Origin of the sequence: Halomonas aestuarii, assembly GCF_001886615.1 — a bacterium.
In the GTDB taxonomy this organism is placed as follows: Bacteria; Pseudomonadota; Gammaproteobacteria; order Pseudomonadales; family Halomonadaceae; genus Halomonas; species Halomonas aestuarii.
In genome coordinates this window covers 39,068-58,398 of sequence record NZ_CP018139.1, presented here as the reverse complement: position 1 = coordinate 58,398, position 19,331 = coordinate 39,068, and the positions used below count along the sequence as shown (strand labels likewise).

The following is a 19,331-nucleotide window of genomic DNA, read 5'->3' as shown; positions in this document are numbered from 1 at the left end:
ATGGAAGTGGAGGTCCGCGAACCCCGCATCCTGATCGTCGGGCTCGGGCTGATCGGTGGCTCGCTGGCCGCCGCCCTGCGTGCCGCCGGCTTCGGGGCGGCGAAAGAGGGCACCGCCGGCTTCGGGGCGGCGAAAGAGGGCGCCGCCGGAGTGGGGCGTCGCGACGTCGGCGATGCCGGGCCGGGGGAGGGCGGTGCCGCGCCGCAGGCCGAGATCCTGGCCTGTGACCCGGATGCTGCCGAGATCGCGCGCGGCATCGAGATGGGGCTGATCGACCGCGGCGACACCCGCCTCGCGCCGCTCGTCGAGGGCGCGTCGCTGGTGGTGCTGGCGGTGCCGGTGCTGGCCATGGCCGGCGTGATGCGCGAGCTGGCCGGCTGTCTCGAGCGCGCCGCCCCCGAGGTCGTCGTCACCGATGTCGGCAGCACCAAGGCGGCGATCCGCGAGGCCGCCGTGGCTGCCTTCGGGCGCATGCCGGCCAACCTGGTGCTCGGCCACCCCATCGCCGGCTCGGAGAAGAGCGGCGTGGCCGCCGCCGACCCCTCGCTCTATGCCCGTCACAAGGTGATCCTCACGCCCGAGCCCGACACGAATCCGGCGGCCACGGCCCGGGTGCGGGCGCTCTGGGAGTGCTGCGGTGCCGAGGTGCTGGAGATGGCCGTCGAGCGCCACGACCAGGTGCTGGCCCGCACCAGCCACCTGCCTCACCTGTTGGCCTTCTCGCTGGTCGACACCCTGGCCCGCCAGGACGAGCGGCTGGAGATCTTCCGCTACGCCGCCGGCGGGTTTCGCGACTTCACCCGTATCGCCGGCAGCGACCCGGTGATGTGGCGGGACATCTTCATCGCCAACCGTGACGCGGTGCTCGCCTCCCTGGACGACTTCGAGGCCGGGGTGGCGCGACTGCGCCGTGCCGTGGAACGCGGCGATGGCGATGCCATGCTGGCCACCTTCGACCGCGCCAGCCACGCCCGACACTATTTCGAATCCCTGCTCAACCAGACCAGTTATCAGGCGGAGTACCAGATGCAACAACACGGCAAGCTGCGCTACCGGGCGAGCCCCGGCGGCGGAGTCACCGGGCGGATCCGCGTGCCCGGCGACAAGTCGATCTCCCATCGCTCCATCATGCTCGGGGCGCTGGCCGAGGGCGTCACCGAGGTCAAGGGCTTCCTCGAGGGCGAGGACAGCCTGGCCACGCTGCAGGCCTTCCGTGAGATGGGCGTGGCCATCGAGGGGCCCCACCAGGGGCGCGTGACGGTTCATGGCGTGGGGATGCACGGCCTCCGGGCCCCCTCCGGCCCGCTCTACGTGGGCAACGCCGGCACCGCCATGCGCCTGTTCGCGGGGCTGCTGGCCGGCCAGGCCTTCGACACCGAGCTCACCGGGGACGCCTCGCTGACCCGTCGCCCCATGGGCCGGGTGGCCGACCCGCTGCGCCTGATGGGTGCGAAGATCGACACCGCCGAGGGTGGGCGTCCGCCGCTGCACATCCACGGGGGCAGGACGCTCAAGGGCATCACCTACGACATGCCCATGGCCAGCGCCCAGGTGAAGTCCTGCCTGCTGCTCGCCGGGCTCTATGCCGAGGGCGAGACCCGCGTGCGCGAGCCGGCGCCGACCCGCGACCATACCGAGCGGATGCTCTCCGGCTTCGGCTATGCGGTCCACCGCGAGGGGGACACCTGCTGGCTCGAGGGTGGCGGCCGCCTGACCGCCGCGCCCATCGACGTCCCCTCGGACATCTCCTCCGCCACCTTCTTCCTGGTGGCGGCCGCGATCACCCCGGGGTCGGACCTGGTGCTCGAGCATGTCGGCATCAACCCGACCCGCATCGGGGTGATCAACATCCTCCGGCTGATGGGCGCCGACCTGCGCCTGGAGAACGAGCACGAGGTGGGCGGCGAGCCGGTGGCCGACCTGCACATCCGCTACGCGCCGCTCCAGGGCATCGACATCCCCGTGGATCAGGTGCCGCTGGCGATCGACGAGTTCCCGGCGCTGTTCATCGCCGCGGCCAACGCCCGGGGCGTGACGCGCCTGCGCGGGGCCGAGGAACTGCGCGTCAAGGAGTCCGACCGCCTGAAGGCCATGGCCGACGGCCTCGCCGTCATCGGGGTCGAGCACACCCTGCTCGAGGACGGCATCGACATCGTCGGCGGCGGCCGCCCGGAGGGCGCCAACTACGGCGGCGGACGGATCGACAGCCTGGGGGACCACCGGATCGCGATGTCTTTCGCCATCGCGGCCCTGCGTGCAGGGGAGCCGATCGAGATCGACGACTGTGCCAACGTTGCCACCTCCTTCCCCGGCTTCATCGACCTGGCGCGGCGCGTCGGGCTGACCCTCGAGGAACGGCAGGAGGCGTCATGAGCGATACGGCACCGGTACTCACCATCGACGGTCCCGGCGGGGCCGGCAAGGGCACCATCAGCCGCCTGGTCGCCGAGCGCCTGGGCTGGCACCTGCTGGACAGCGGTGCGCTCTATCGCCTGACCGCCCTGGCAGCCGTGAAGCATGAGGTCCCGCTGGACGACGAGGCCGGGCTTGCCGAGGTGGCCGTCGGCCTCGACGTGCTCTTCGTCGCCGAGCCCGAATCGACCCGCGTGCTGCTCGAGGGCGAGGACGCCACCGGCACCATCCGCACCGAGCAGGTGGGGGATGCGGCCTCCCGGGTCGCGGCGCTGCCGGCGGTGCGCCAGGCCCTGCTGCAGCGCCAGCGTGACTTTCGCAAGCCTCCCGGGCTGGTCGCCGACGGGCGAGACATGGGCACCGTGGTGTTCACCGAGGCGCCGCTGAAGATCTTCCTCACGGCGAGCGCCGAGGAACGGGCCCATCGCCGGCAGCGCCAGTTGCAGGAGGCGGGGGTCGATGCTAGTCTATCGAGTCTTTTAAAGGAGATTCAGGCGCGCGATGCACGCGACATGCAGCGCAGCGTGGCCCCGCTCAAGCCGGCCGATGACGCCATCACGCTTGACACCACGCGCCTGACGATACCGGAAGTGGTGGATCGGCTGACGGAACTGCTGACCGAGCGAGGTCTGGCACCCGCCACCTGAAACTCCCTTGCGGCGCCTCCGGCAGGATGTGATGACGTGGTCCGGCACTTTTGGTTTGATGAAAGCAGCGCCGTGAGCCGGGCCAGGTCGAACCAGCGCTAACATCCCCGGGGGCTTGGTAAATAAGGCCCGCACTCGCTGGTGGTGCGGAGAAGGCGGCAACGCCGTACTCAACGTTGATCACGTAGGAACATCATGAGCGAAAGCTTTGCTGAACTGTTTGAACAGTCTCTCCAGGACATCAACATGGAGCCGGGCGCCATCGTCGCGGCTACCATCGTCGACATCGACGGCGACTGGGTCACCGTCAATGCCGGCCTGAAATCAGAAGGCCAGATCCCCGCGGCGCAGTTCCGCGACGAGAACGGCGAGCTGTCCATCGCCGTCGGTGATGAGGTGCACGTCGCCCTGGAAGCCGTCGAGGACGGTTTCGGCGAGACCCGCCTCTCCCGCGAGAAGGCCAAGCGTGCCGAAGCGTGGAAGGTGCTGGAAGCCGCCTTCGAGAAGGAAGAGATCGTCAAGGGCGTGATCAACGGCAAGGTCAAGGGTGGCTTCACCGTCGACGTCGACTCCATCCGTGCCTTCCTGCCGGGTTCCCTGGTGGATGTCCGCCCCGTGCGCGACACGACCCACCTCGAGAACAAGGAACTCGACTTCAAGGTCATCAAGCTCGACCCGAAGCGCAACAACGTCGTCGTGTCCCGCCGCGCCGTGCTCGAGGCCGAGAACAGCGCCGAGCGTGAGGCCCTCCTGGCCACCCTGCAGGAAGGCCAGCAGATCATCGGTATCGTCAAGAACCTCACCGACTACGGCGCCTTCGTCGACCTCGGTGGCGTCGACGGCCTGCTGCACATCACCGACATGGCCTGGAAGCGCATCAAGCATCCGAGCGAGATCGTGGCCGTGGGCGACGAGATCACCGTCAAGGTGCTCAAGTTCGACCGCGAGCGCAACCGTGTCTCCCTGGGCCTGAAGCAGCTGGGCGAGGATCCGTGGGTCAACATCAAGGATCGTTACCCGGAAGGCACCAAGGTGCACGCCACCGTCACCAACCTCACCGACTACGGCTGCTTCGCCGAGCTGGAAGAGGGTGTCGAGGGCCTGGTCCACGTGTCCGAGATGGACTGGACCAACAAGAACATCCATCCGTCCAAGGTCGTGCAGGTCGGCGACGACGTGGACGTCATGGTGCTGGACATCGACGAGGAGCGTCGCCGCATCTCCCTGGGTATCAAGCAGTGCACCACCAACCCGTGGGAAGACTTCAACGCGCGCTACAACAAGGGTGACCGCGTCACCGGCACCATCAAGTCGATCACCGACTTCGGCATCTTCATCGGCCTGGAAGGTGGTATCGACGGCCTGGTGCACCTGTCCGACATCTCCTGGACCGACACCGGCGAGGAAGCCGTTCGCCAGTTCAAGAAGGGCGACGAGGCGGAAGCTGTCATCCTCTCCATCGATCCGGAGCGTGAGCGCATCTCGCTGGGCATCAAGCAGCTCGATACCGACCCGGTGTCCGAGTTCCTGGCCGTCAACGACAAGGGCTCCATCGTCACTGGCCGCGTGGTCGAGGTCGATGCCAAGGAAGCCCAGGTCGAGCTGGCCACCGATGTCGTCGCCGTGCTGAAGGCCTCCGAGATCAGCGCCGACCGCGTCGAGGATGCCCGCAACGCGCTGAACGAGGGTGACAGCGTCGAGGCCCGCATCATCGGTGTCGACCGCAAGAACCGCCAGATCGCCCTGTCCATCAAGGCCAAGGATCAGGACGACACGCGTCAGAACCTCAAGAAGCTGCGCGAAGAGAGCACCGAGTCCGGTGCGACCACCATCGGTGACCTCATCAAGCAGCAGATGGGTCAGGACTGATCACGCGGGAACCTTCCCGTCCATCGGTCGACAAGGCGCCGCCCCTCGGGGCGGCGCCTTTTTTGTGGGCCACCGATTTACGGGTTATCGATTTATGGGCCGCCGATTTGCGGGCCACCGATTTGCGGCCCTTTGAAAAGTGCCTCCAGCGAGTGAGCCGTTGAGCCGAATTATGGTGGCACTTACTTCCACCAAGTTCTTTTCTAAGTTTGTCGGGTAAAGTTCAAGGATGTAGTTTGCCTAACTAGTAATACGTGTTCATACTCTTGCCAATGAAGTTTCAACAGGCAATAATGCCGTCGCATCCTGTAACTCCCGATAAGGAAACTATTACATGTCATCATTGCTCAGTAACTACATGCAGATGGAACAGCAGCTGAAGCAGATCCAGTCTGAACTGGACAAGCTGCAGAACGACGACCGCCTCAAGGCCGAACTCGAGTTCAAGGAAAAGCTCGAGGCACTGATGCGCGAGTTTGACAAGAGCGCCGCGGACGTCATCGCCCTGCTCAACCCCAAGCCGGCCGCCCAAGGCAGCGCGGCCGCCCCGGCCAGTGGTGGCACCCGCCGCAAGCGCAAGCTGAAGATCTACAAGAATCCCCAGACCGGCGAAGTGGTGGAAACTCGCGGCGGTAATCAGAAGACGCTCAAGGCCTGGAAGGACGAGCACGGCTCCGACACCGTGGAGTCCTGGCTGGTGCGTGTCGAGGAGTGATTCCCGACATCGACGCTTTCTCGGCGCCGCCCCCTCGGGGCGGCGCCGTCGTTTGGGCACGATGCCTTGCGGGCATGTGGCAGGAGAGGGTCATCGCGGGGCGAGCCGTCGCGATCACGGGAAGATGATTCACCCGCGGGTTGCCGGTATAATTCCTCCATTCCCGAGTCTCGGCGATGGCCCATACATCCGTTTTCCCGTTCGGCCTTCGCCACCACACCATTGGAAACGAATGAAACACCAGAACTCCCGACAGCCCGTGGACGAGCGAGAGAAGTTACGCCAGTTTCGTGAACTCGACGATGCCTTCGCCGAGGCCCTGCGTGAACTCGAGAGCTCCGACAGCGAGCCGGCCACGCCCGATGGCGCGCCGATGACCTCGCATGAACGGCAGGCGCCAGAGGCGGCCCCCGGGCCGCAGGAAGAAACGTCCCGCCAGCAGCTCTTCGAGGAGCGCCTGAAGGCCCTGATGAGCGAATATGCCCAGCCGGCGGATCATGTCAGCCGTCTGCTGCAGACCCTGAAGTCCCTCGGGCGAATCGCCTGAGGCGATTCGTCCTCCTCACCGATAGCGATACACCCTCAGGCTCGGCAGGAAGACCGTGTCCTCCAGCCGCTCGTCGCGGCGCCTGGCCCGGGTCCGGGTGGCGGGCGGGGTCGGTGGGGGCTGGTTGTGGTCGGGCAGCCGGCCGTCGGGGCTGGGCACGAACAGCGGCAGGGCGATGTTCATGGCGCGCCGGGTTCGGCCGTCCTCGAGCGGTTCCCGATAGAACAGGTTGGCGCGCATCAGCGGGGCCTGGGTCTGCATCTGGGCCAGCGGCTCGCCATCGGGGATACCGGCGAGCTGGCGCAGCTGGATGCGGACGTGGGGCGCCTCGTTGTCCAGTGCCAGCAGCTTCTGTTCCGCCTCGCGCACCGTCAGCCGCTTGATCGATCGTCCGCTGGCATACCAGGCGAGCCGCACGCGGGCCACGGGCGCCTCGGCCAGCGGGATCGCGCGCCAGCACTGCTTGAGGTGCAGCCTCGCCAGTCCCGTGCCGCGCAGGTGGTCGTGCAGCGCCGGGTGACGGAACGGCAGCACCGCCTTGATCTCCGGAATCAATGACGGCACCTCGGTGCGGATCTCCGCGATCAGCGCGGCGAAGGCCTGCTTGGTGGCGTTCACCCTCAGGGCCGCTTCCATCACCCGCTCGTCGGCGGCCACCAGTCCGACATGGCTGCGGGTGGCGCGGCCGTCCTGGCCATCCTGGTACCACACATCGAGCAGGCAATGGCGAAGCCACCCGGCGTCGGCCGTCTCGCGCTCGAAGGACCAGGCGGAGGCCCCGGAGGCCTCCCAGTCCGCCACCAGCTCATCGGTCTGCTCCACCAGCCGGTCGAAGACGGCCTCCAGCTCCGCCAGCAGCCGGTATTCCGGGGGTTGCCCGTCCGGTGTCACGAGAGGCTGTCGTCCCGGTCGGCCCGCGCCAGCAGGGCATCGAGGTCGGTCTCGTCCATGGCAGGCTCGCCGGCGATCCGGTGGGATTCGTCGGCCCAGGCGCCGAGGTCGAGCAGGCGGCAGCGCTTGCTGCAGAAGGGGCGGTAGGGATTGGTCTCGCTCCACTGCACCTTCTTGCGGCACTGCGGGCAGGCGACCTCCAGGGGGCGGGCGGTGTCTTGCGTGCTCATGCGATATCGTCCTGGCGGGGATGTCGGGAAAGGATGGGGAATCAGGCCGAAGGAGGCAAGCCGGCGGCGCGGTAGCGGCGGTCGAGCTCCGCCACCCGGGGCGCCAGGGTCTCCTCGTCGGCGGAATTGTCGATCACGTCGTCGGCGCGGTCCAGGCGTTCCTGCCGCGACATCTGGGCGGCGACGATGGCACGGGCCTGGGCCTCGTCCACGTCGTCCCGCGCCGCGGTGCGGGCGACCTGCACGGCTTCCGGCACGTCGACGACCAGGCAGCGGTCGACCAGGGCCTGCTGGCCGGACTCGAAGAGCAGGGGAGAGACCAGCAGCACGTAGGGGGCCGCCTGGGCCTGGAGCCTCGCCAGGTGGGCGATGAGCCGCTCTCGGATGCGCGGGTGGGTGATCGCCTCCAGCCGGCGTCGCTCGGCGGCGTCGCCGAAGACGATCTCGCGCAGCGCCCGGCGATCGAGGCTGCCGTCGGGGGCGATGACGCCCTCGCCGAAGTGCTCGGCGATCTCGGCCAGGGCCGGCTCGCCCGGGGCGACGATCTCGCGGGCCACCTCGTCGGCATCCACCCAGGGAATGCCCAGCGCCGCGAAGGCGCGCGCCACCGTGGACTTGCCCGAGGCGATGCCGCCCGTCACGCCGATGATCATGGTTGCCTCCCGTGAATGACGATGCTCCTGCTGGCGGGGCATCAGTAGAGCAGGCCGGTGTAGAACGCCATCAGCGGTTCGCCCGCCAGCAGCGCGACCCATCCCGCCATCACCAGCCAGGGCCCGAAGGGCAGGGGGGCCCCGCGCAGGCGCGGGACCGCCAGTTGGATGAGGATGCCGACCACCGCGCCGGCCCCGGCGGAGAGGATCAGCACCAGCGGCAGGGTCTGCCAGCCCAGCCAGGCGCCCAGGGCCCCCAGCAGCTTGAAGTCTCCATAGCCCATGCCCTCCTTGCCGGTGACCAGCTTGAACAGCCAGTAGAAACTCCACAGCACCAGGTAGCCGGCCATGGCACCGATCACCGCCGAGGGCAGCAGCAACGGCTGGAACAGCAGCTGGTAGAGCAGGCCCGCCCAGAGCAGCGGCAGGGTGAGCAGGTCCGGGAGCAACTGGGTGCGAAGGTCGATGACCGCCATGGCCAGCAGGGCCAGGCAGGCGCCGAGGATGAACAGGGCCTGAAGCGTCGGGCCGAAGAGCCCCAGCACCGACACCGCGAGCACGCCGCCGGCCAGCTCGACCAGCGGGTACTGGGGGCTGATCCGCGCCTGGCAGCTGGCACAGCGCCCGCGGCGCTTGAACCACCCCAGCAGCGGGATGTTGTCGTGCCAGGCGATGGGGGCCTCGCACTGCGGGCACAGCGAGCGGGGGGTGACCAGGTTGAAGCGGGGGGTCTCCTCAGGCGGGAGCTCCAGGGCCTCCCGCGCCTCGGCGCGCCAGCCCTGCATCAGCATCACCGGCAGTCGGGCGATCACCACGTTGAGGAAGCTGCCCAGGCACAGGCCCACGACGGCCGCGAGCATCCAGAGCAGCAAGGGGGGAAGGTCGGCGAGCAAGGGGTGACTCCTGTCCAGTCGGTTCCAGGTCGTCATTGTATCGGGGGATGGCGTCGATTGCCCGGGTTCTCCGTGCCGGCCATGGGCTGTCCAGGTGTCCGGCGATGGTCTAGAATCTGCTCCCTTTCCTCTTCAGGGGCACGATCATGACCCAGATGCTCGGACCGGTGATGCTGGATCTCGAGGGCCAGCACCTGACCCCCGAGGAGGGCGAGCTGCTGGCACGCCCCGAGGTCGGCGGGGTCATCCTGTTCGCCCGCAATACCGCCTCCGCCGACCAGGTCCGCACCCTGTGCGACGAGGTCCGTCGGATCCGTCCCGACCTGCTGCTGGCGGTCGACCAGGAGGGCGGGCGCGTCCAGCGCCTGCGCGAGGGCGTCACCCGCCTGCCGGCCATGGGGCGTCTGGGTCGTGACTTCGCGCTGCAGCCCGAGGTCACCCTGCGCCTCTGCCAGGATGCCGGCTGGCTGCTGGGCATGGAGATGGCCGCCTGCGGCCTGGACCTCTCCTTCGCCCCCGTGCTGGACGTCGACGGCGGCACCTCCAGCGTGATCGGGGATCGCAGCTTCTCCGCCGATCCCGAGGCCGTGGCCCGGATGGGGCGTGCCTTCCTCGACGGCCTGCACGAGGCGGGCATGGTGGGCGTCGGCAAGCACTTCCCGGGCCATGGTGGTGTCGCGGCCGATTCCCACCACGAGCTCCCGGTAGATGCACGGCCGTTGCAGGCGCTGCGTGACCACGACCTGGTGCCCTTCGCCCGACTGGCCTCGCGGCTCGATGCCGTGATGCCGGCCCATGTCGTCTATCCCGACCTCGATCATCGCCCGGCGGGCTTCTCGCCGGCCTGGCTGGGGATGCTGCGCCAGAGCCTGGGCTTCAAGGGCGTGATCTTCTCCGACGACCTGAGCATGGCCGGGGCGGCCTTTGCCGGCACGCCGGGCGAGCGCGCCCGGGCGGCGCTGGCCGCGGGCTGCGACATGCTGCTGGTCTGCAATGACCGGGCGGCGGCCCTCGAGGTCCTCGACGCCTGCCAGGGCCGACAGGCACGGCGCCTCTCCCGGCTTCGCTACGGCCGTGCCCGGCCGGACCTCCAGGCGCTGAGTGCCCTCTCGCGCTGGCGGCGGGTCCACGCCCACCTGGAAGCCCTGGCGGCCAGCTAGTGGCCGCACACCCCCTCGATTCCACTTGCCGATGACGAGCTGCTACCCGATGCCCAAACTCGATGCCCACTCCCATCAGTCGCTGGCCGACATGCGCGAGCTCATGGACAACGCCGACTGCCTGATCTCGCAGCCCGAGGTCGAGCGCGCCCTGGACCGCATGGCCGACGAGATCAGCCGTGACCTGGGCGACAAGCTGCCGGTCTTCTACTGCGTGATGAATGGCGGGCTGATCACCACCGGCCACCTGCTGACCCGCCTCGGCTTCCCCCTGGAGGTCGACTACCTCCACGCCACCCGCTACCGGGGCGGCATCCGGGGCGGCGAGCTGTTCTGGCGGGTCTCCCCGGAAGTCCCCATGGCCGGACGCCACGTGGTGATCGTCGACGACATCCTCGACGAGGGCGCCACCCTCGCCGCCATCCTCGACTACTGCCGGGAGGCCGGGGCGGCGAGCATCGCCACTGCGGTGCTGGTCGACAAGCAGCACGAGCGCAAGGCGGTGCCGGGCCTCAAGGCGGACTACTGCAGCCTGGAGGTCGCCGACCGCTACGTGTTCGGCTTCGGCATGGACTACAAGGGCTACTGGCGCAACGCCCCGGGCATCTACGCGCCCAGGGGGTTGTGACCCTCCGGGCCCAGAGCGCCACGCCTCGGGTCGCGAACCCGCAAAAAAACCCCGCGGGCCATGAGGCCCGCGGGGTTTTTTTCGTGTCGCTCGGCGGATGGCTCAGGCCAGTCCCAGCTCGTGGGTGGCTTCCTCGCGCATCTTGAACTTCTGGATCTTGCCGGTGACGGTCATCGGGAACTCGTCGACGAACTTCACGTAGCGCGGCACCTTGTAGTGGGCGATCTGGCCCTTGCAGAAGGCCTTGAGCGCCTCCTCGTCGAGGCTCTCGCCCTCGCTGAGCTTGACCCAGGCCATCACCTCCTCGCCGTACTTCTCGTCGGGCACGCCGATCACCTGGACATCGGAGATGGCCGGATGGGTGTAGAGGAAGTCCTCGATCTCGCGCGGGTAGATGTTCTCGCCGCCGCGGATGATCATGTCCTTGATGCGCCCGACGATCGCCACGTAGCCCTCGTCGTCCATGGTGGCGAGGTCGCCGGTGTGCATCCAGCCGGCCTCGTCGATGGACTTGGCCGTGGCCTCCTCGTTCTCCCAGTAGCCGAGCATCACGCTGTAGCCGCGGGTGCAGAGCTCGCCGGTCTCGCCGCGGGCCACCACGGCGCCGGTGTCGGGGCTGACCAGCTTGACCTCCAGGTGGGGATGGATGGTGCCCACCGTGGTGACGCGCTTCTCCAGCGGGGCGTCGGTCTGGGTCTGGGTGCTGACCGGGCTGGTCTCGGTCATGCCGTAGCAGATGGTCACGTCCTGCATGTTCATCTTGTCGATGACCTTGCGCATCACCTCGATGGGGCAGATGGAGCCGGCCATGATACCGGTGCGCAGGGAGGAGAGGTCGAAGCTCTCGAACTCCGGGTGCTCCAGTTCGGCGATGAACATGGTGGGCACCCCGTAGAGGGTGGTGGCCTTCTCCTCGGAGACGGCGCGCAAGGTCTCGCCAGCCTCGAAGCCGTCACCGGGATAGATCATGGTGGCGCCGTGGGTCACGCAGCCCAGGTTGCCCATCACCATGCCGAAGCAGTGGTAGAGGGGCACCGGGATCACCATGCGGTCGGTCTCGTCGAGGTTCATGGTGCGGGCCACGAAGAAGCCGTTGTTGAGGATGTTGTGGTGGGAGAGGGTGGCGCCCTTGGGCGCGCCCGTGGTCCCTGAGGTGTACTGGATGTTGATCGGGTCGTCGAACTGCAGGGTGGCCTGGAGCTCGGCGAGGTGGTCGGCGGAGACGTCGTCGGCATGGCCGAGCATCTGGGACCAGGTCAGCATGCCGGTCAGAGCGCGCTGCTCATCGAGGCAGACCACTCGGGCGAGGTCGGGCAGTCGCTTGCAGGCGAAGGTGCCGGGCGCTCCATCGCGCAACTCCGGGGCCAGCTCGGCCAGGGTGGCGACGTAGTCGGAGCTCTTGAAGGCCCCCTGCAGGATCAGCGTCGAGGTGCCGGACTGCTTGAGGGCATACTCGAGCTCGTGGGTGCGGTAGCTGGGATTGATATTGACCAGGATGGCGCCGATCTTCGCCGTGGCGAACTGGGTGATGGTCCATTCGGCGCAGTTGGGCGACCAGATGCCGACCCGGTCGCCCTTGTCCACCCCCAGGGCGATCAGGGCGCGTGCCGCCTGGTCGACGGCCTGCTGAAGCTCCTTCCAGCTGTAGCGCAGCCCCTGGTGGCGGCTGATCAGGGCATCGCGCTCGGCGAAGCGTGCCACGGTCTCGTCGAAGCAGTCGCCGATGGTCTGACCCTTGAGGGGAGTGTCGCTGATGCCGCTGACGTAGCTGATCGATTGCTGTTGGCGTGTCATGGTGTTTCTCGTCTTGTTGTTGCCTGTGGCGGTTTACGTGAAACGCAGGATGACGTCGTGGTGTGTGTCCGGTCTTGGCGGGACCGCTCGCCCGGCGCTCAGGCCTCGTGGCCCAGGTTGCGCAGGACCTCCCGGGCGCGGTGGTCCACGTCGTCGAGCTCCATGCGCATCAGGCGGATATCCTCCAGCTGGCGCTCGAGGTTGGCGCGCTTGTCGGCCAGGATCTCCAGCAGGCGCCACAGCTGACGCGCGTTACCGTCGGGCATGGCGTCATACATCATGACCACCTCGCGGATCTCGGCCAGCGAGAATCCCAGACGCTTGCCGCGCAGGGTCAGCTTGAGACGCACCCGGTCCTTCTCGTGGTAGATGCGCTTCTGTCCCTCGCGGCGCGGCGCCAGCAGCCCCTCCTGCTCGTAGAAGCGGATGGTCCGGGGCGTGACCTCGAACATCCTCGCCAGCTCACCGATGGTGTACTGTCGGTGCTGGCGCGGCAGGGCCTCCTGGCCGCTCGCGGTGTCCGGGGAGGTTGGCTGTGTCATGACGTTGATCCTGTGACCGGGCGGTGAACCGGCGGTTTCCCACCTCGTCTGGCAACACTAGACGAGGTTGACGTTAACGTAAAGTGCTTGTTCGACCATGGGGTGATATGGGATAAACCTAGCAAGTGCTAGGTTGGTGTCCAGCCGGCCGGACCGGGGAGACGGTGCCCGCCGGTCCTCCCCGCTAGCGACCCTCGGGTCAGCGCGGTGCGGACCACCGCCTCAGGACGGCACTCATCCTTAGCCGAACTCACCCATAGCCGAACAAGAAGAGGGATTCCCCATGGACTTCTCCCTGACCGATGACCAGAAGGCGCTGGCCTCGGCCGCCGCCGACTTCGCCCGCGCCGAGCTGGCCGACCACGCCGCCGACTGGGACGCCAGCTCCCACTTTCCGGTGGACGTCATCCGCCGGGCGGGCGAGGCCGGCTTCCTAGGCATCTACACCCCGGAGGAGCATGGGGGCCTCGGCCTCTCGCGGCTCGAGGCCTCGCTGATCTTCGAGCAGCTCTCCCAGGGCTGCATCGCCACCACCGCCTACCTGACCATCCACAACATGGTGACCTGGATGATCGCCAGCTGGGGCGATGATGCCCTGCGCGAGGCCTGGGTGCCCGCCATGGTGGCCGGCGAGGCGCTGGGTTCCTACTGCCTGACCGAGCCGGGGGCAGGCTCCGATGCGGCCAGCCTGCGCACCAAGGCCGTCAGGGAGGGCGACGAGTACGTCATCTCGGGCAGCAAGATGTTCATCTCCGGCGCGGGAGCCACCGAGGTGCTGGTGGTGATGGCCCGTACCGGTGGGCCTGACAGCGGGGCCGGCGGCGTCTCGGCGATCGTGGTGCCGGCGGATGCGGCGGGCATCGAGTACGGCAAGAACGAGGAGAAGATGGGCTGGAAGAGCCAGCCGACCCGCCTGGTCAGCTTCGATGGCGTGCGGGTGCCGGTCACCAACCGCCTCGGCGAGGAGGGCGAGGGCTTCAAGTTCGCCATGAAGGGCCTCGATGGGGGGCGCCTGAACATCGCTAGCTGCTCCCTGGGGGCGGCCCAGCAGGCCCTGACCCTGTCGCGGGACTACCTGGCCGAGCGCAAGCAGTTCGGCCGCGAGCTGTCGAGCTTCCAGGCCCTGCAGTTCAAGCTGGCCGACATGGCCAGCGAGCTCACCGCGGCCCGGCTGATGGTGCGTCACGCCGCCTGGCGCCTCGACCAGGGCGATCCCGAGGCCACGGCCCACTGCGCCATGGCCAAACGGTTCGCCACCGACATGGGCTTCAACGTCTGCAACGAGGCCCTGCAGCTGCATGGCGGCTATGGTTACATCCGTGAATATCCCCTGGAGCGGCTGGTGCGCGATACCCGGGTCCACCAGATCCTGGAGGGCACCAACGAGATCATGCGCCTGATCGTCGCCCGTCGCCTGCTGGCCGACGGCGTCATCGAGTCGCTCCAGTAACCGTTCCCTATCACCAGATCCAGGAGATCCCCGGATGTCGGACCTTGCAGTGCTCTTCGACGAGCTGCCCACCCGCGACGGCGGCCGCATCGGCGTGGCCACCCTCAATGCCCCGAAGTCGCTCAACGCCCTGTCGCTGGAGATGATCCGCCAGCTCGACGCCAAGCTCGAGGCCTGGGCGGTGGATCGCAGCGTGGTGGCCGTGTGGCTCGAGGGCAGCGGGGAGAAGGCCTTCTGTGCCGGCGGTGACGTGGTGGCCCTCTACCGCTCGCTGACCGAGGAGGGCGAGAACCGCGGTGCCGGGCGCGACGGCCTCTTCGCCGAGACCTACTTCATGGCGGAGTATCGCCTCGACTACCGCATCCACACCTATCCGAAGCCCCTGATGGTGTGGGGAGACGGCATCGTCATGGGCGGGGGGCTGGGCCTGATGGCCGGCGGCTCCCAGCGCCTGGTGACCGAGACCACACGTATCGCCATGCCGGAGATCACCATCGGCCTCTATCCCGACATCGGGGCGAGCTGGTTCCTGGGTCGCATGCCCGCCGGGGTGGGGGCCTATCTGGGCCTCACCGGCGCCCAGCTCAATGCCCGGGATGCCCTCGACCTGGGCATGGCCGACCGCTTCATCCCGCGGGAGCGCCGCGAGGCGCTGCTTGGCGCCCTCCAGGAGGCCGATTACGGGGATCGCGCCCCGCGGGCCCTGCGGGCCGGGGTGCAGTCCGTGCTCGACGACCAGGAGGACCGGGGGCAGGCGCCGGCCGGCCAGGTCTGGCCGCATCTCGACCATCTCCAGTCGCTGGTGGGCCGGGTGGATGCCCCGACGGCGGTCCGGCGCATCCTGCGCGACACCACCGAGGATGCCTGGCTCGCCGCCAACCGCGCCCGGCTCGAGGCCGGCTGCCCGATGAGTGCCCAGCTGGTGTGGCGGATGCTCGAGCGCCATGCCCACACGAGCCTCGCCGATGCCTTCCGCGACGAGCTCAGTCTCTCGGTGCAATGCTGCCGCGAGGGGGATTTCGTCGAGGGAGTCCGGGCCCTGCTCGTCGACAAGGACAAGTCGCCCCGCTGGTCCCATGCCTCCGTGGCCGCGGTGCCCGAGGCCGACATCCAGGCCCTGGTGACCACGCGCTGGTCCCGCGAGTCACACCCGCTGCGCGACCTCGGCCATCGCAACGACTGAGGGCACCGCATCGGCCGAGCCGCGCGCGCCTTCATGAACAACGCATAACGCAACAGGAGCCATGCCAATGAACATCGCCTTTATCGGTCTGGGCAACATGGGAGCCCCCATGGCCATCAACCTGGTCAAGGCCGGGCACGACGTGACCGTCTTCGACCTCGTCGAGAGCGCCATCCAGGCGCTGGAAGCCGAGGGCGCGAGCCGCGCCGCCAGCGCCGAGGAGGCCGCCTCGGGCGCCGAGGTGGTGATCTCCATGCTGCCGGCCGGCGCCCACGTGAAGAGCCTCTACCTGGGGCGCGACGGCGCGCCGGGCCTGCTCGACGCCCTGGACGGCAAGCCGCTGCTGATCGATTCCTCGACCATCGCTCCGGATGATGCCCGCCTCGTGGGCGGCGCCGCCGCCGAGCGGGGCTTCACCTACCTGGATGCCCCGGTCTCCGGCGGGGTCGGGGGTGCCAAGGCCGGCACCCTGACCTTCATCGTCGGCGGGGATCAGGACGGTTACGAGAAGGGCAAGCCCCTGCTCGAGGCCATGGGCAAGAACATCTTCCATGCCGGGGAGGTGGGCGCTGGCCAGGTGGCCAAGATCTGCAACAACATGCTGCTGGGCGTCCTGATGTCGGGGACCGCCGAGGCGCTGGCGCTGGGCGTGAAGAACGGCATGGACCCGGCGGTGCTGTCCGAGATCATGAAGCAGAGCAGTGGCGGCAACTGGGCGCTCAATGTCTACAACCCCTGGCCGGGGGTGATGGAGGGCTCGGCGGCTTCCCGCGACTACCAGGGCGGCTTTTTGACCGACCTGATGGCCAAGGACCTGGGACTGGCCTGGGAGCTGGCGCTGGGGTCGAAGTCCACCGTGCCGATGGGTTCCCAGGCGCGCAATCTCTTCGCCCTGCACAGTGCCCAGGGCAGTGGCCAGCTCGACTTCTCCAGCATCCAGAACCTCTATCGGGAAGGCGAGGAGAAGTAGCCTCGCGACTGTCAGGCGACGTCGAAAACGGGCACACTTTCGTGCCCGTTTCTCGTCGAGAGCCCGCATGAGTTCGCCCGCTTCCTCGCCTTCCTCTTCCTCGGCCCCGCGTGCCGCGCGCCGCGACCTGCTCGAGGGGCCCATCGCGGTCACCCTGCTGCGCAAGAGCCTGCCGGTGGTCGGCGGCATGATCGCCATGATGAGCTTCAACCTGGTGGATACCTGGTTCATCTCCCGGCTCGGGACCGAGGAGCTGGCGGCGGTCTCCTTCACCTTCCCGGTGGTGTTCACGGTCATCAGCCTGGCCATTGGGCTGGGCATCGGCACCTCGGCGGTGGTGGCCCGTCGGCTGGGGCAGGGCGACGCCGGCGCGGTGCGTCGTCGGGCCACCGATGCGGCCCTGCTGACGCTCGTCGTGGGGGGCGCCATGACGCTGCTGGGCCTGGCCACTCTAAACCCCCTGTTCCGGCTGCTGGGGGCCGACGACGTGCTGATGCCCCACATCCGCGACTACATGGGCATCTGGTACCTGGGCGCGCCCGCGATGATCGTCCCGCGGGTGCTCAACAGCATCCTGCGCGCCCATGGCAACACCGCCACCCAGGGGCTGATGATGGCGCTGGCCGCCGGCGTCAACGTGCTGCTCGACTGGTGGCTGATCTTTGGGGTCGGCCCCTTCCCGGCGCTGGGCGTGGCCGGGGCGGCGCTGGCCACGGTGCTCAGCTGGGGGCTGATGGCGGCGGTGCTGGTCGTCCACCGCGAACTGCGCGAGCTCTTCGACCTGGCCGGTCTCACCCCGCAGGGGCTTGCCGCCTCCTGGCGCGAGCTCGGGCGCATCGCGGGCCCGGCGGCCCTCACCAGCGTGTTCACGCCCATCGCCCTGGGACTGGTGACCCGCATCATCGCCGACCATGGTCACGACGCCGTGGCCGGCTACGGCGTCGGCACCCGCATCGAGGCCATCTCCCAGATCGTCGTGCTGGCGCTCTCGATGACCCTCTCGCCCCTGGTCAGCCAGAACGCCGGGGCCGGCCAGCACGACCGAGTGCGCCGGGCGATCCTGGGCTGCTTCGTCTTCGTGCTGGCCTGGCAGCTGCTGGTCTGGGCGGTGCTGCAGGGGCTGGCGCCCTGGCTGGTGGCCGGCTATGCCGAGAAGGAGGCGGTGGCCAGGGTGCTGCGCAGCTTCCTGTGGCTGGTGCCCCTCGGCCTCGGTGCCCAGGGCGTGGTGATCCTGGCGGTCTCGTCGTTCAATGCCCTGCATCGACCGGCCCTGGCCATGCGCCTGTCAGTGTTCAGGCTCTTCGCGCTCACCGTGCCGCTGGCCTGGCTGGGGGGCCGGCTGGCCGGCAGCACCGGCGTCTTTGCCGGCATGCTCGCGGCCAACCTGCTGGTCGGACTGCTGGCCTGGTGGCAGATCCGTGCCCATCTGGCTCGTCGGGCGGCGTGAAGCGGGCTTCGGGATGGTGACGATGGGCTTGGCAGCGACACGCTATTGGTCTACATTTGCCTGAAATGTAGAAATTCATGGTACGCCACGCGAGGATCCCTCATGAGCCAGATCACCCCCGTCACTTGGGACGACCCCTTCCGCCTCGTCGACCAGCTCAACGAAGATGAGCGCATGGTCCAGCAGACGGCCCATGACTATTGCCAGGAGAAGCTCCTGCCGCGGGTGCTGGAGGCCAACCGCCATGAGCGCTTCGACCGCGAGATCATGAACGAGATGGGCGAGCTGGGCCTGCTCGGCGCGACCATCGACGGCTACGGCTGTGCCGGGCTCAACTACGTCAGCTACGGCCTGATCGCCCGCGAGGTGGAGCGGGTCGACTCGGGCTATCGCAGCGCGATGAGCGTGCAGTCGAGTCTGGTGATGTATCCGATCCATGCCTTCGGCAGCGAGGCCCAGCGCGAGAAGTACCTGCCCAAGCTGGCCAGCGGCGAGTGGGTGGGGGCGTTCGGCCTCACCGAGCCCGACCATGGCTCCGACCCCGGCGGCATGAGCACCCGCGCCACCCGCACCGACGGTGGCTGGCGGATCAACGGCACCAAGACCTGGATCACCAACTCCCCCATCGCCGACGTCTTCGTCGTCTGGGCCCGGGACGACGAGGGCGTGATCAACGGCTTCATCCTCGAGAAGGGCATGAAGGGTCTCTCCGCGCCCAAGATCGAGGGCAAGTTCAGCCTGCGGGCCTCCATCACCGGCCAGATCGCCATGCAGGACGTGGAGGTCTCCGACGACCAGCGCCTGCCCAACGTCACCGGGCTCAAGGGGCCGTTCTCCTGCCTCAACCGCGCCCGCTACGGGATCGCCTGGGGCACCATGGGCGCCGCCGAGGCCTGCTGGCATGCCGCCCGCGACTACACCCTGGAGCGCAAGCAGTTCGGCCGCCCCCTGGCCGCCAACCAGCTCATCCAGAAGAAGCTGGCCGACATGCAGACCGAGATCGCCCTCGGCCTGCAGGCCGCCCTGCGGGTGGGTCGAATGATCGACGATGGCCAGCTGGTGCCCGAGGCGATCTCGCTGATCAAGCGCAACAACTGCGGCAAGGCGCTGGATATTGCCCGCGTGGCCCGCGACATGCATGGCGGCAACGGCATCAGCGACGAGTACCACGTGATCCGCCACGTGATGAACCTCGAGGCGGTGAATACCTACGAGGGCACCCATGACGTGCACGCCCTGATCCTCGGGCGCGCCCAGACCGGTATCCAGGCCTTCACCTGCTGATCCTGCCCGGCACCGA

At 68.4% G+C, this 19,331-nt stretch carries 18 protein-coding genes; 12 read left to right on the top strand and 6 right to left on the bottom strand.

Annotation, left to right across the window (positions count from 1 at the left end):
- The 5 genes from BOX17_RS00250 to BOX17_RS00230 all read left to right on the top strand — a co-directional run bounded on the left by BOX17_RS00250 (nt 1) and on the right by BOX17_RS00230 (nt 6,190).
- The gene (locus BOX17_RS00250; RefSeq protein WP_244272172.1) at nt 1-2,373 is read left to right on the top strand and encodes a bifunctional prephenate dehydrogenase/3-phosphoshikimate 1-carboxyvinyltransferase; all 2,373 of its coding nucleotides are present in this window, start codon (nt 1-3) and stop codon (nt 2,371-2,373) included.
- Nucleotides 2,370-3,059, top strand: a complete 690-nt coding sequence (gene cmk, locus BOX17_RS00245; protein ID WP_071941508.1) for a (d)CMP kinase — start codon at nt 2,370-2,372, stop codon at nt 3,057-3,059. The genes BOX17_RS00250 and cmk overlap by 4 nt, the downstream gene beginning before the upstream one ends.
- Nucleotides 3,060-3,254: 195 nt before the next feature.
- On the top strand, nt 3,255-4,928 hold the full coding sequence (gene rpsA / locus BOX17_RS00240; RefSeq protein WP_071941507.1) for a 30S ribosomal protein S1: 1,674 nt from the start codon (nt 3,255-3,257) through the stop codon (nt 4,926-4,928).
- Nucleotides 4,929-5,262: 334 nt separating this feature from the next.
- Nucleotides 5,263-5,643, top strand: a complete 381-nt coding sequence (locus BOX17_RS00235; RefSeq protein ID WP_071941506.1) for a histone-like nucleoid-structuring protein, MvaT/MvaU family — start codon at nt 5,263-5,265, stop codon at nt 5,641-5,643.
- 232 nt (nt 5,644-5,875) lie between these two features.
- Nucleotides 5,876-6,190: a hypothetical protein gene (locus BOX17_RS00230; RefSeq protein ID WP_071941505.1), complete on the top strand. Its 315-nt coding sequence runs from the start codon at nt 5,876-5,878 to the stop codon at nt 6,188-6,190.
- A 15-nt stretch (nt 6,191-6,205) separates the two neighbouring features.
- On the opposite strand, the gene BOX17_RS00225 is transcribed toward BOX17_RS00230, so the two are convergent.
- From BOX17_RS00225 to BOX17_RS00210, 4 genes are read right to left on the bottom strand one after another with little or no spacing between them, the layout of a single operon-like run.
- Nucleotides 6,206-7,081 (bottom strand): DNA replication terminus site-binding protein, encoded by an 876-nt coding sequence (locus BOX17_RS00225; protein WP_071941504.1) that lies wholly within the window; start codon nt 7,079-7,081, stop codon nt 6,206-6,208.
- On the bottom strand, nt 7,078-7,311 hold the full coding sequence (gene yacG / locus BOX17_RS00220; protein ID WP_071941503.1) for a DNA gyrase inhibitor YacG: 234 nt from the start codon (nt 7,309-7,311) through the stop codon (nt 7,078-7,080). The genes BOX17_RS00225 and yacG overlap by 4 nt, the downstream gene beginning before the upstream one ends.
- Nucleotides 7,312-7,352: 41 nt before the next feature.
- A complete protein-coding gene (coaE, locus tag BOX17_RS00215; protein WP_071941502.1) occupies nt 7,353-7,964 on the bottom strand; it encodes a dephospho-CoA kinase in 612 nt (203 codons plus the stop codon).
- A gap of 41 nt (nt 7,965-8,005) precedes the next feature.
- Complete coding sequence (locus tag BOX17_RS00210) at nt 8,006-8,824, bottom strand: prepilin peptidase (RefSeq protein ID WP_071946504.1); 819 nt, start codon at nt 8,822-8,824, stop codon at nt 8,006-8,008.
- A 179-nt stretch (nt 8,825-9,003) separates the two neighbouring features.
- On the opposite strand from BOX17_RS00210, the gene nagZ reads away from it, so the two are divergent.
- Together nagZ and BOX17_RS00200 are read left to right on the top strand one after the other, a co-directional pair.
- Nucleotides 9,004-10,017 carry a beta-N-acetylhexosaminidase gene (gene nagZ / locus BOX17_RS00205; RefSeq protein ID WP_071941501.1) on the top strand — a complete coding sequence of 338 codons (1,014 nt, stop codon included), beginning with the start codon at nt 9,004-9,006 and terminating at the stop codon, nt 10,015-10,017.
- Nucleotides 10,018-10,066: 49 nt separating this feature from the next.
- Nucleotides 10,067-10,645, top strand: coding sequence for a hypoxanthine-guanine phosphoribosyltransferase (locus BOX17_RS00200; RefSeq protein ID WP_071941500.1), 579 nt, complete (start codon nt 10,067-10,069; stop codon nt 10,643-10,645).
- A gap of 102 nt (nt 10,646-10,747) precedes the next feature.
- Here BOX17_RS00200 and BOX17_RS00195 read toward each other — a convergent pair whose 3' ends face one another.
- Together BOX17_RS00195 and BOX17_RS00190 are read right to left on the bottom strand one after the other, a co-directional pair.
- Entirely contained in the window at nt 10,748-12,439 is a 1,692-nt protein-coding gene (locus BOX17_RS00195) for an AMP-binding protein (protein WP_071941499.1), read from the bottom strand.
- A 98-nt stretch (nt 12,440-12,537) separates the two neighbouring features.
- Nucleotides 12,538-12,981 carry a MerR family transcriptional regulator gene (locus BOX17_RS00190; RefSeq protein ID WP_071941498.1) on the bottom strand — a complete coding sequence of 148 codons (444 nt, stop codon included), beginning with the start codon at nt 12,979-12,981 and terminating at the stop codon, nt 12,538-12,540.
- Between the two features lie 283 nt (nt 12,982-13,264).
- On the opposite strand from BOX17_RS00190, the gene BOX17_RS00185 reads away from it, so the two are divergent.
- The 5 genes from BOX17_RS00185 to BOX17_RS00165 all read left to right on the top strand — a co-directional run bounded on the left by BOX17_RS00185 (nt 13,265) and on the right by BOX17_RS00165 (nt 19,315).
- Nucleotides 13,265-14,431 carry an acyl-CoA dehydrogenase family protein gene (locus tag BOX17_RS00185; RefSeq protein WP_071941497.1) on the top strand — a complete coding sequence of 389 codons (1,167 nt, stop codon included), beginning with the start codon at nt 13,265-13,267 and terminating at the stop codon, nt 14,429-14,431.
- A 34-nt stretch (nt 14,432-14,465) separates the two neighbouring features.
- On the top strand, nt 14,466-15,614 hold the full coding sequence (locus BOX17_RS00180; protein WP_071941496.1) for an enoyl-CoA hydratase/isomerase family protein: 1,149 nt from the start codon (nt 14,466-14,468) through the stop codon (nt 15,612-15,614).
- Nucleotides 15,615-15,681: 67 nt separating this feature from the next.
- On the top strand, nt 15,682-16,584 hold the full coding sequence (gene mmsB, locus BOX17_RS00175) for a 3-hydroxyisobutyrate dehydrogenase (protein ID WP_071941495.1): 903 nt from the start codon (nt 15,682-15,684) through the stop codon (nt 16,582-16,584).
- Nucleotides 16,585-16,651: 67 nt separating this feature from the next.
- Nucleotides 16,652-18,031: an MATE family efflux transporter gene (locus BOX17_RS00170; protein WP_071941494.1), complete on the top strand. Its 1,380-nt coding sequence runs from the start codon at nt 16,652-16,654 to the stop codon at nt 18,029-18,031.
- Between the two features lie 102 nt (nt 18,032-18,133).
- Nucleotides 18,134-19,315 (top strand): acyl-CoA dehydrogenase, encoded by a 1,182-nt coding sequence (locus BOX17_RS00165; protein WP_071941493.1) that lies wholly within the window; start codon nt 18,134-18,136, stop codon nt 19,313-19,315.
- Nucleotides 19,316-19,331: the final 16 nt, after the last annotated feature.

What these genes read in the sequence shown, in the direction of transcription:
- BOX17_RS00250 (WP_244272172.1), top strand. Translation starts at nt 1, where the DNA reads ATGGAAGTGGAGGTCCGCGAACCCCGCATCCTGATCGTCGGGCTCGGG.
- cmk (WP_071941508.1), top strand. Translation starts at nt 2,370, where the DNA reads ATGAGCGATACGGCACCGGTACTCACCATCGACGGTCCCGGCGGGGCC.
- rpsA (WP_071941507.1), top strand. Translation starts at nt 3,255, where the DNA reads ATGAGCGAAAGCTTTGCTGAACTGTTTGAACAGTCTCTCCAGGACATC.
- BOX17_RS00235 (WP_071941506.1), top strand. Translation starts at nt 5,263, where the DNA reads ATGTCATCATTGCTCAGTAACTACATGCAGATGGAACAGCAGCTGAAG.
- BOX17_RS00230 (WP_071941505.1), top strand. Translation starts at nt 5,876, where the DNA reads ATGAAACACCAGAACTCCCGACAGCCCGTGGACGAGCGAGAGAAGTTA.
- yacG (WP_071941503.1), bottom strand. Translation starts at nt 7,311, where the DNA reads ATGAGCACGCAAGACACCGCCCGCCCCCTGGAGGTCGCCTGCCCGCAG.
- coaE (WP_071941502.1), bottom strand. Translation starts at nt 7,964, where the DNA reads ATGATCATCGGCGTGACGGGCGGCATCGCCTCGGGCAAGTCCACGGTG.
- BOX17_RS00210 (WP_071946504.1), bottom strand. Translation starts at nt 8,824, where the DNA reads ATGCTCGCGGCCGTCGTGGGCCTGTGCCTGGGCAGCTTCCTCAACGTG.
- nagZ (WP_071941501.1), top strand. Translation starts at nt 9,004, where the DNA reads ATGACCCAGATGCTCGGACCGGTGATGCTGGATCTCGAGGGCCAGCAC.
- BOX17_RS00200 (WP_071941500.1), top strand. Translation starts at nt 10,067, where the DNA reads ATGCCCAAACTCGATGCCCACTCCCATCAGTCGCTGGCCGACATGCGC.
- BOX17_RS00195 (WP_071941499.1), bottom strand. Translation starts at nt 12,439, where the DNA reads ATGACACGCCAACAGCAATCGATCAGCTACGTCAGCGGCATCAGCGAC.
- BOX17_RS00190 (WP_071941498.1), bottom strand. Translation starts at nt 12,981, where the DNA reads ATGACACAGCCAACCTCCCCGGACACCGCGAGCGGCCAGGAGGCCCTG.
- BOX17_RS00185 (WP_071941497.1), top strand. Translation starts at nt 13,265, where the DNA reads ATGGACTTCTCCCTGACCGATGACCAGAAGGCGCTGGCCTCGGCCGCC.
- BOX17_RS00180 (WP_071941496.1), top strand. Translation starts at nt 14,466, where the DNA reads ATGTCGGACCTTGCAGTGCTCTTCGACGAGCTGCCCACCCGCGACGGC.
- mmsB (WP_071941495.1), top strand. Translation starts at nt 15,682, where the DNA reads ATGAACATCGCCTTTATCGGTCTGGGCAACATGGGAGCCCCCATGGCC.
- BOX17_RS00170 (WP_071941494.1), top strand. Translation starts at nt 16,652, where the DNA reads ATGAGTTCGCCCGCTTCCTCGCCTTCCTCTTCCTCGGCCCCGCGTGCC.
- BOX17_RS00165 (WP_071941493.1), top strand. Translation starts at nt 18,134, where the DNA reads ATGAGCCAGATCACCCCCGTCACTTGGGACGACCCCTTCCGCCTCGTC.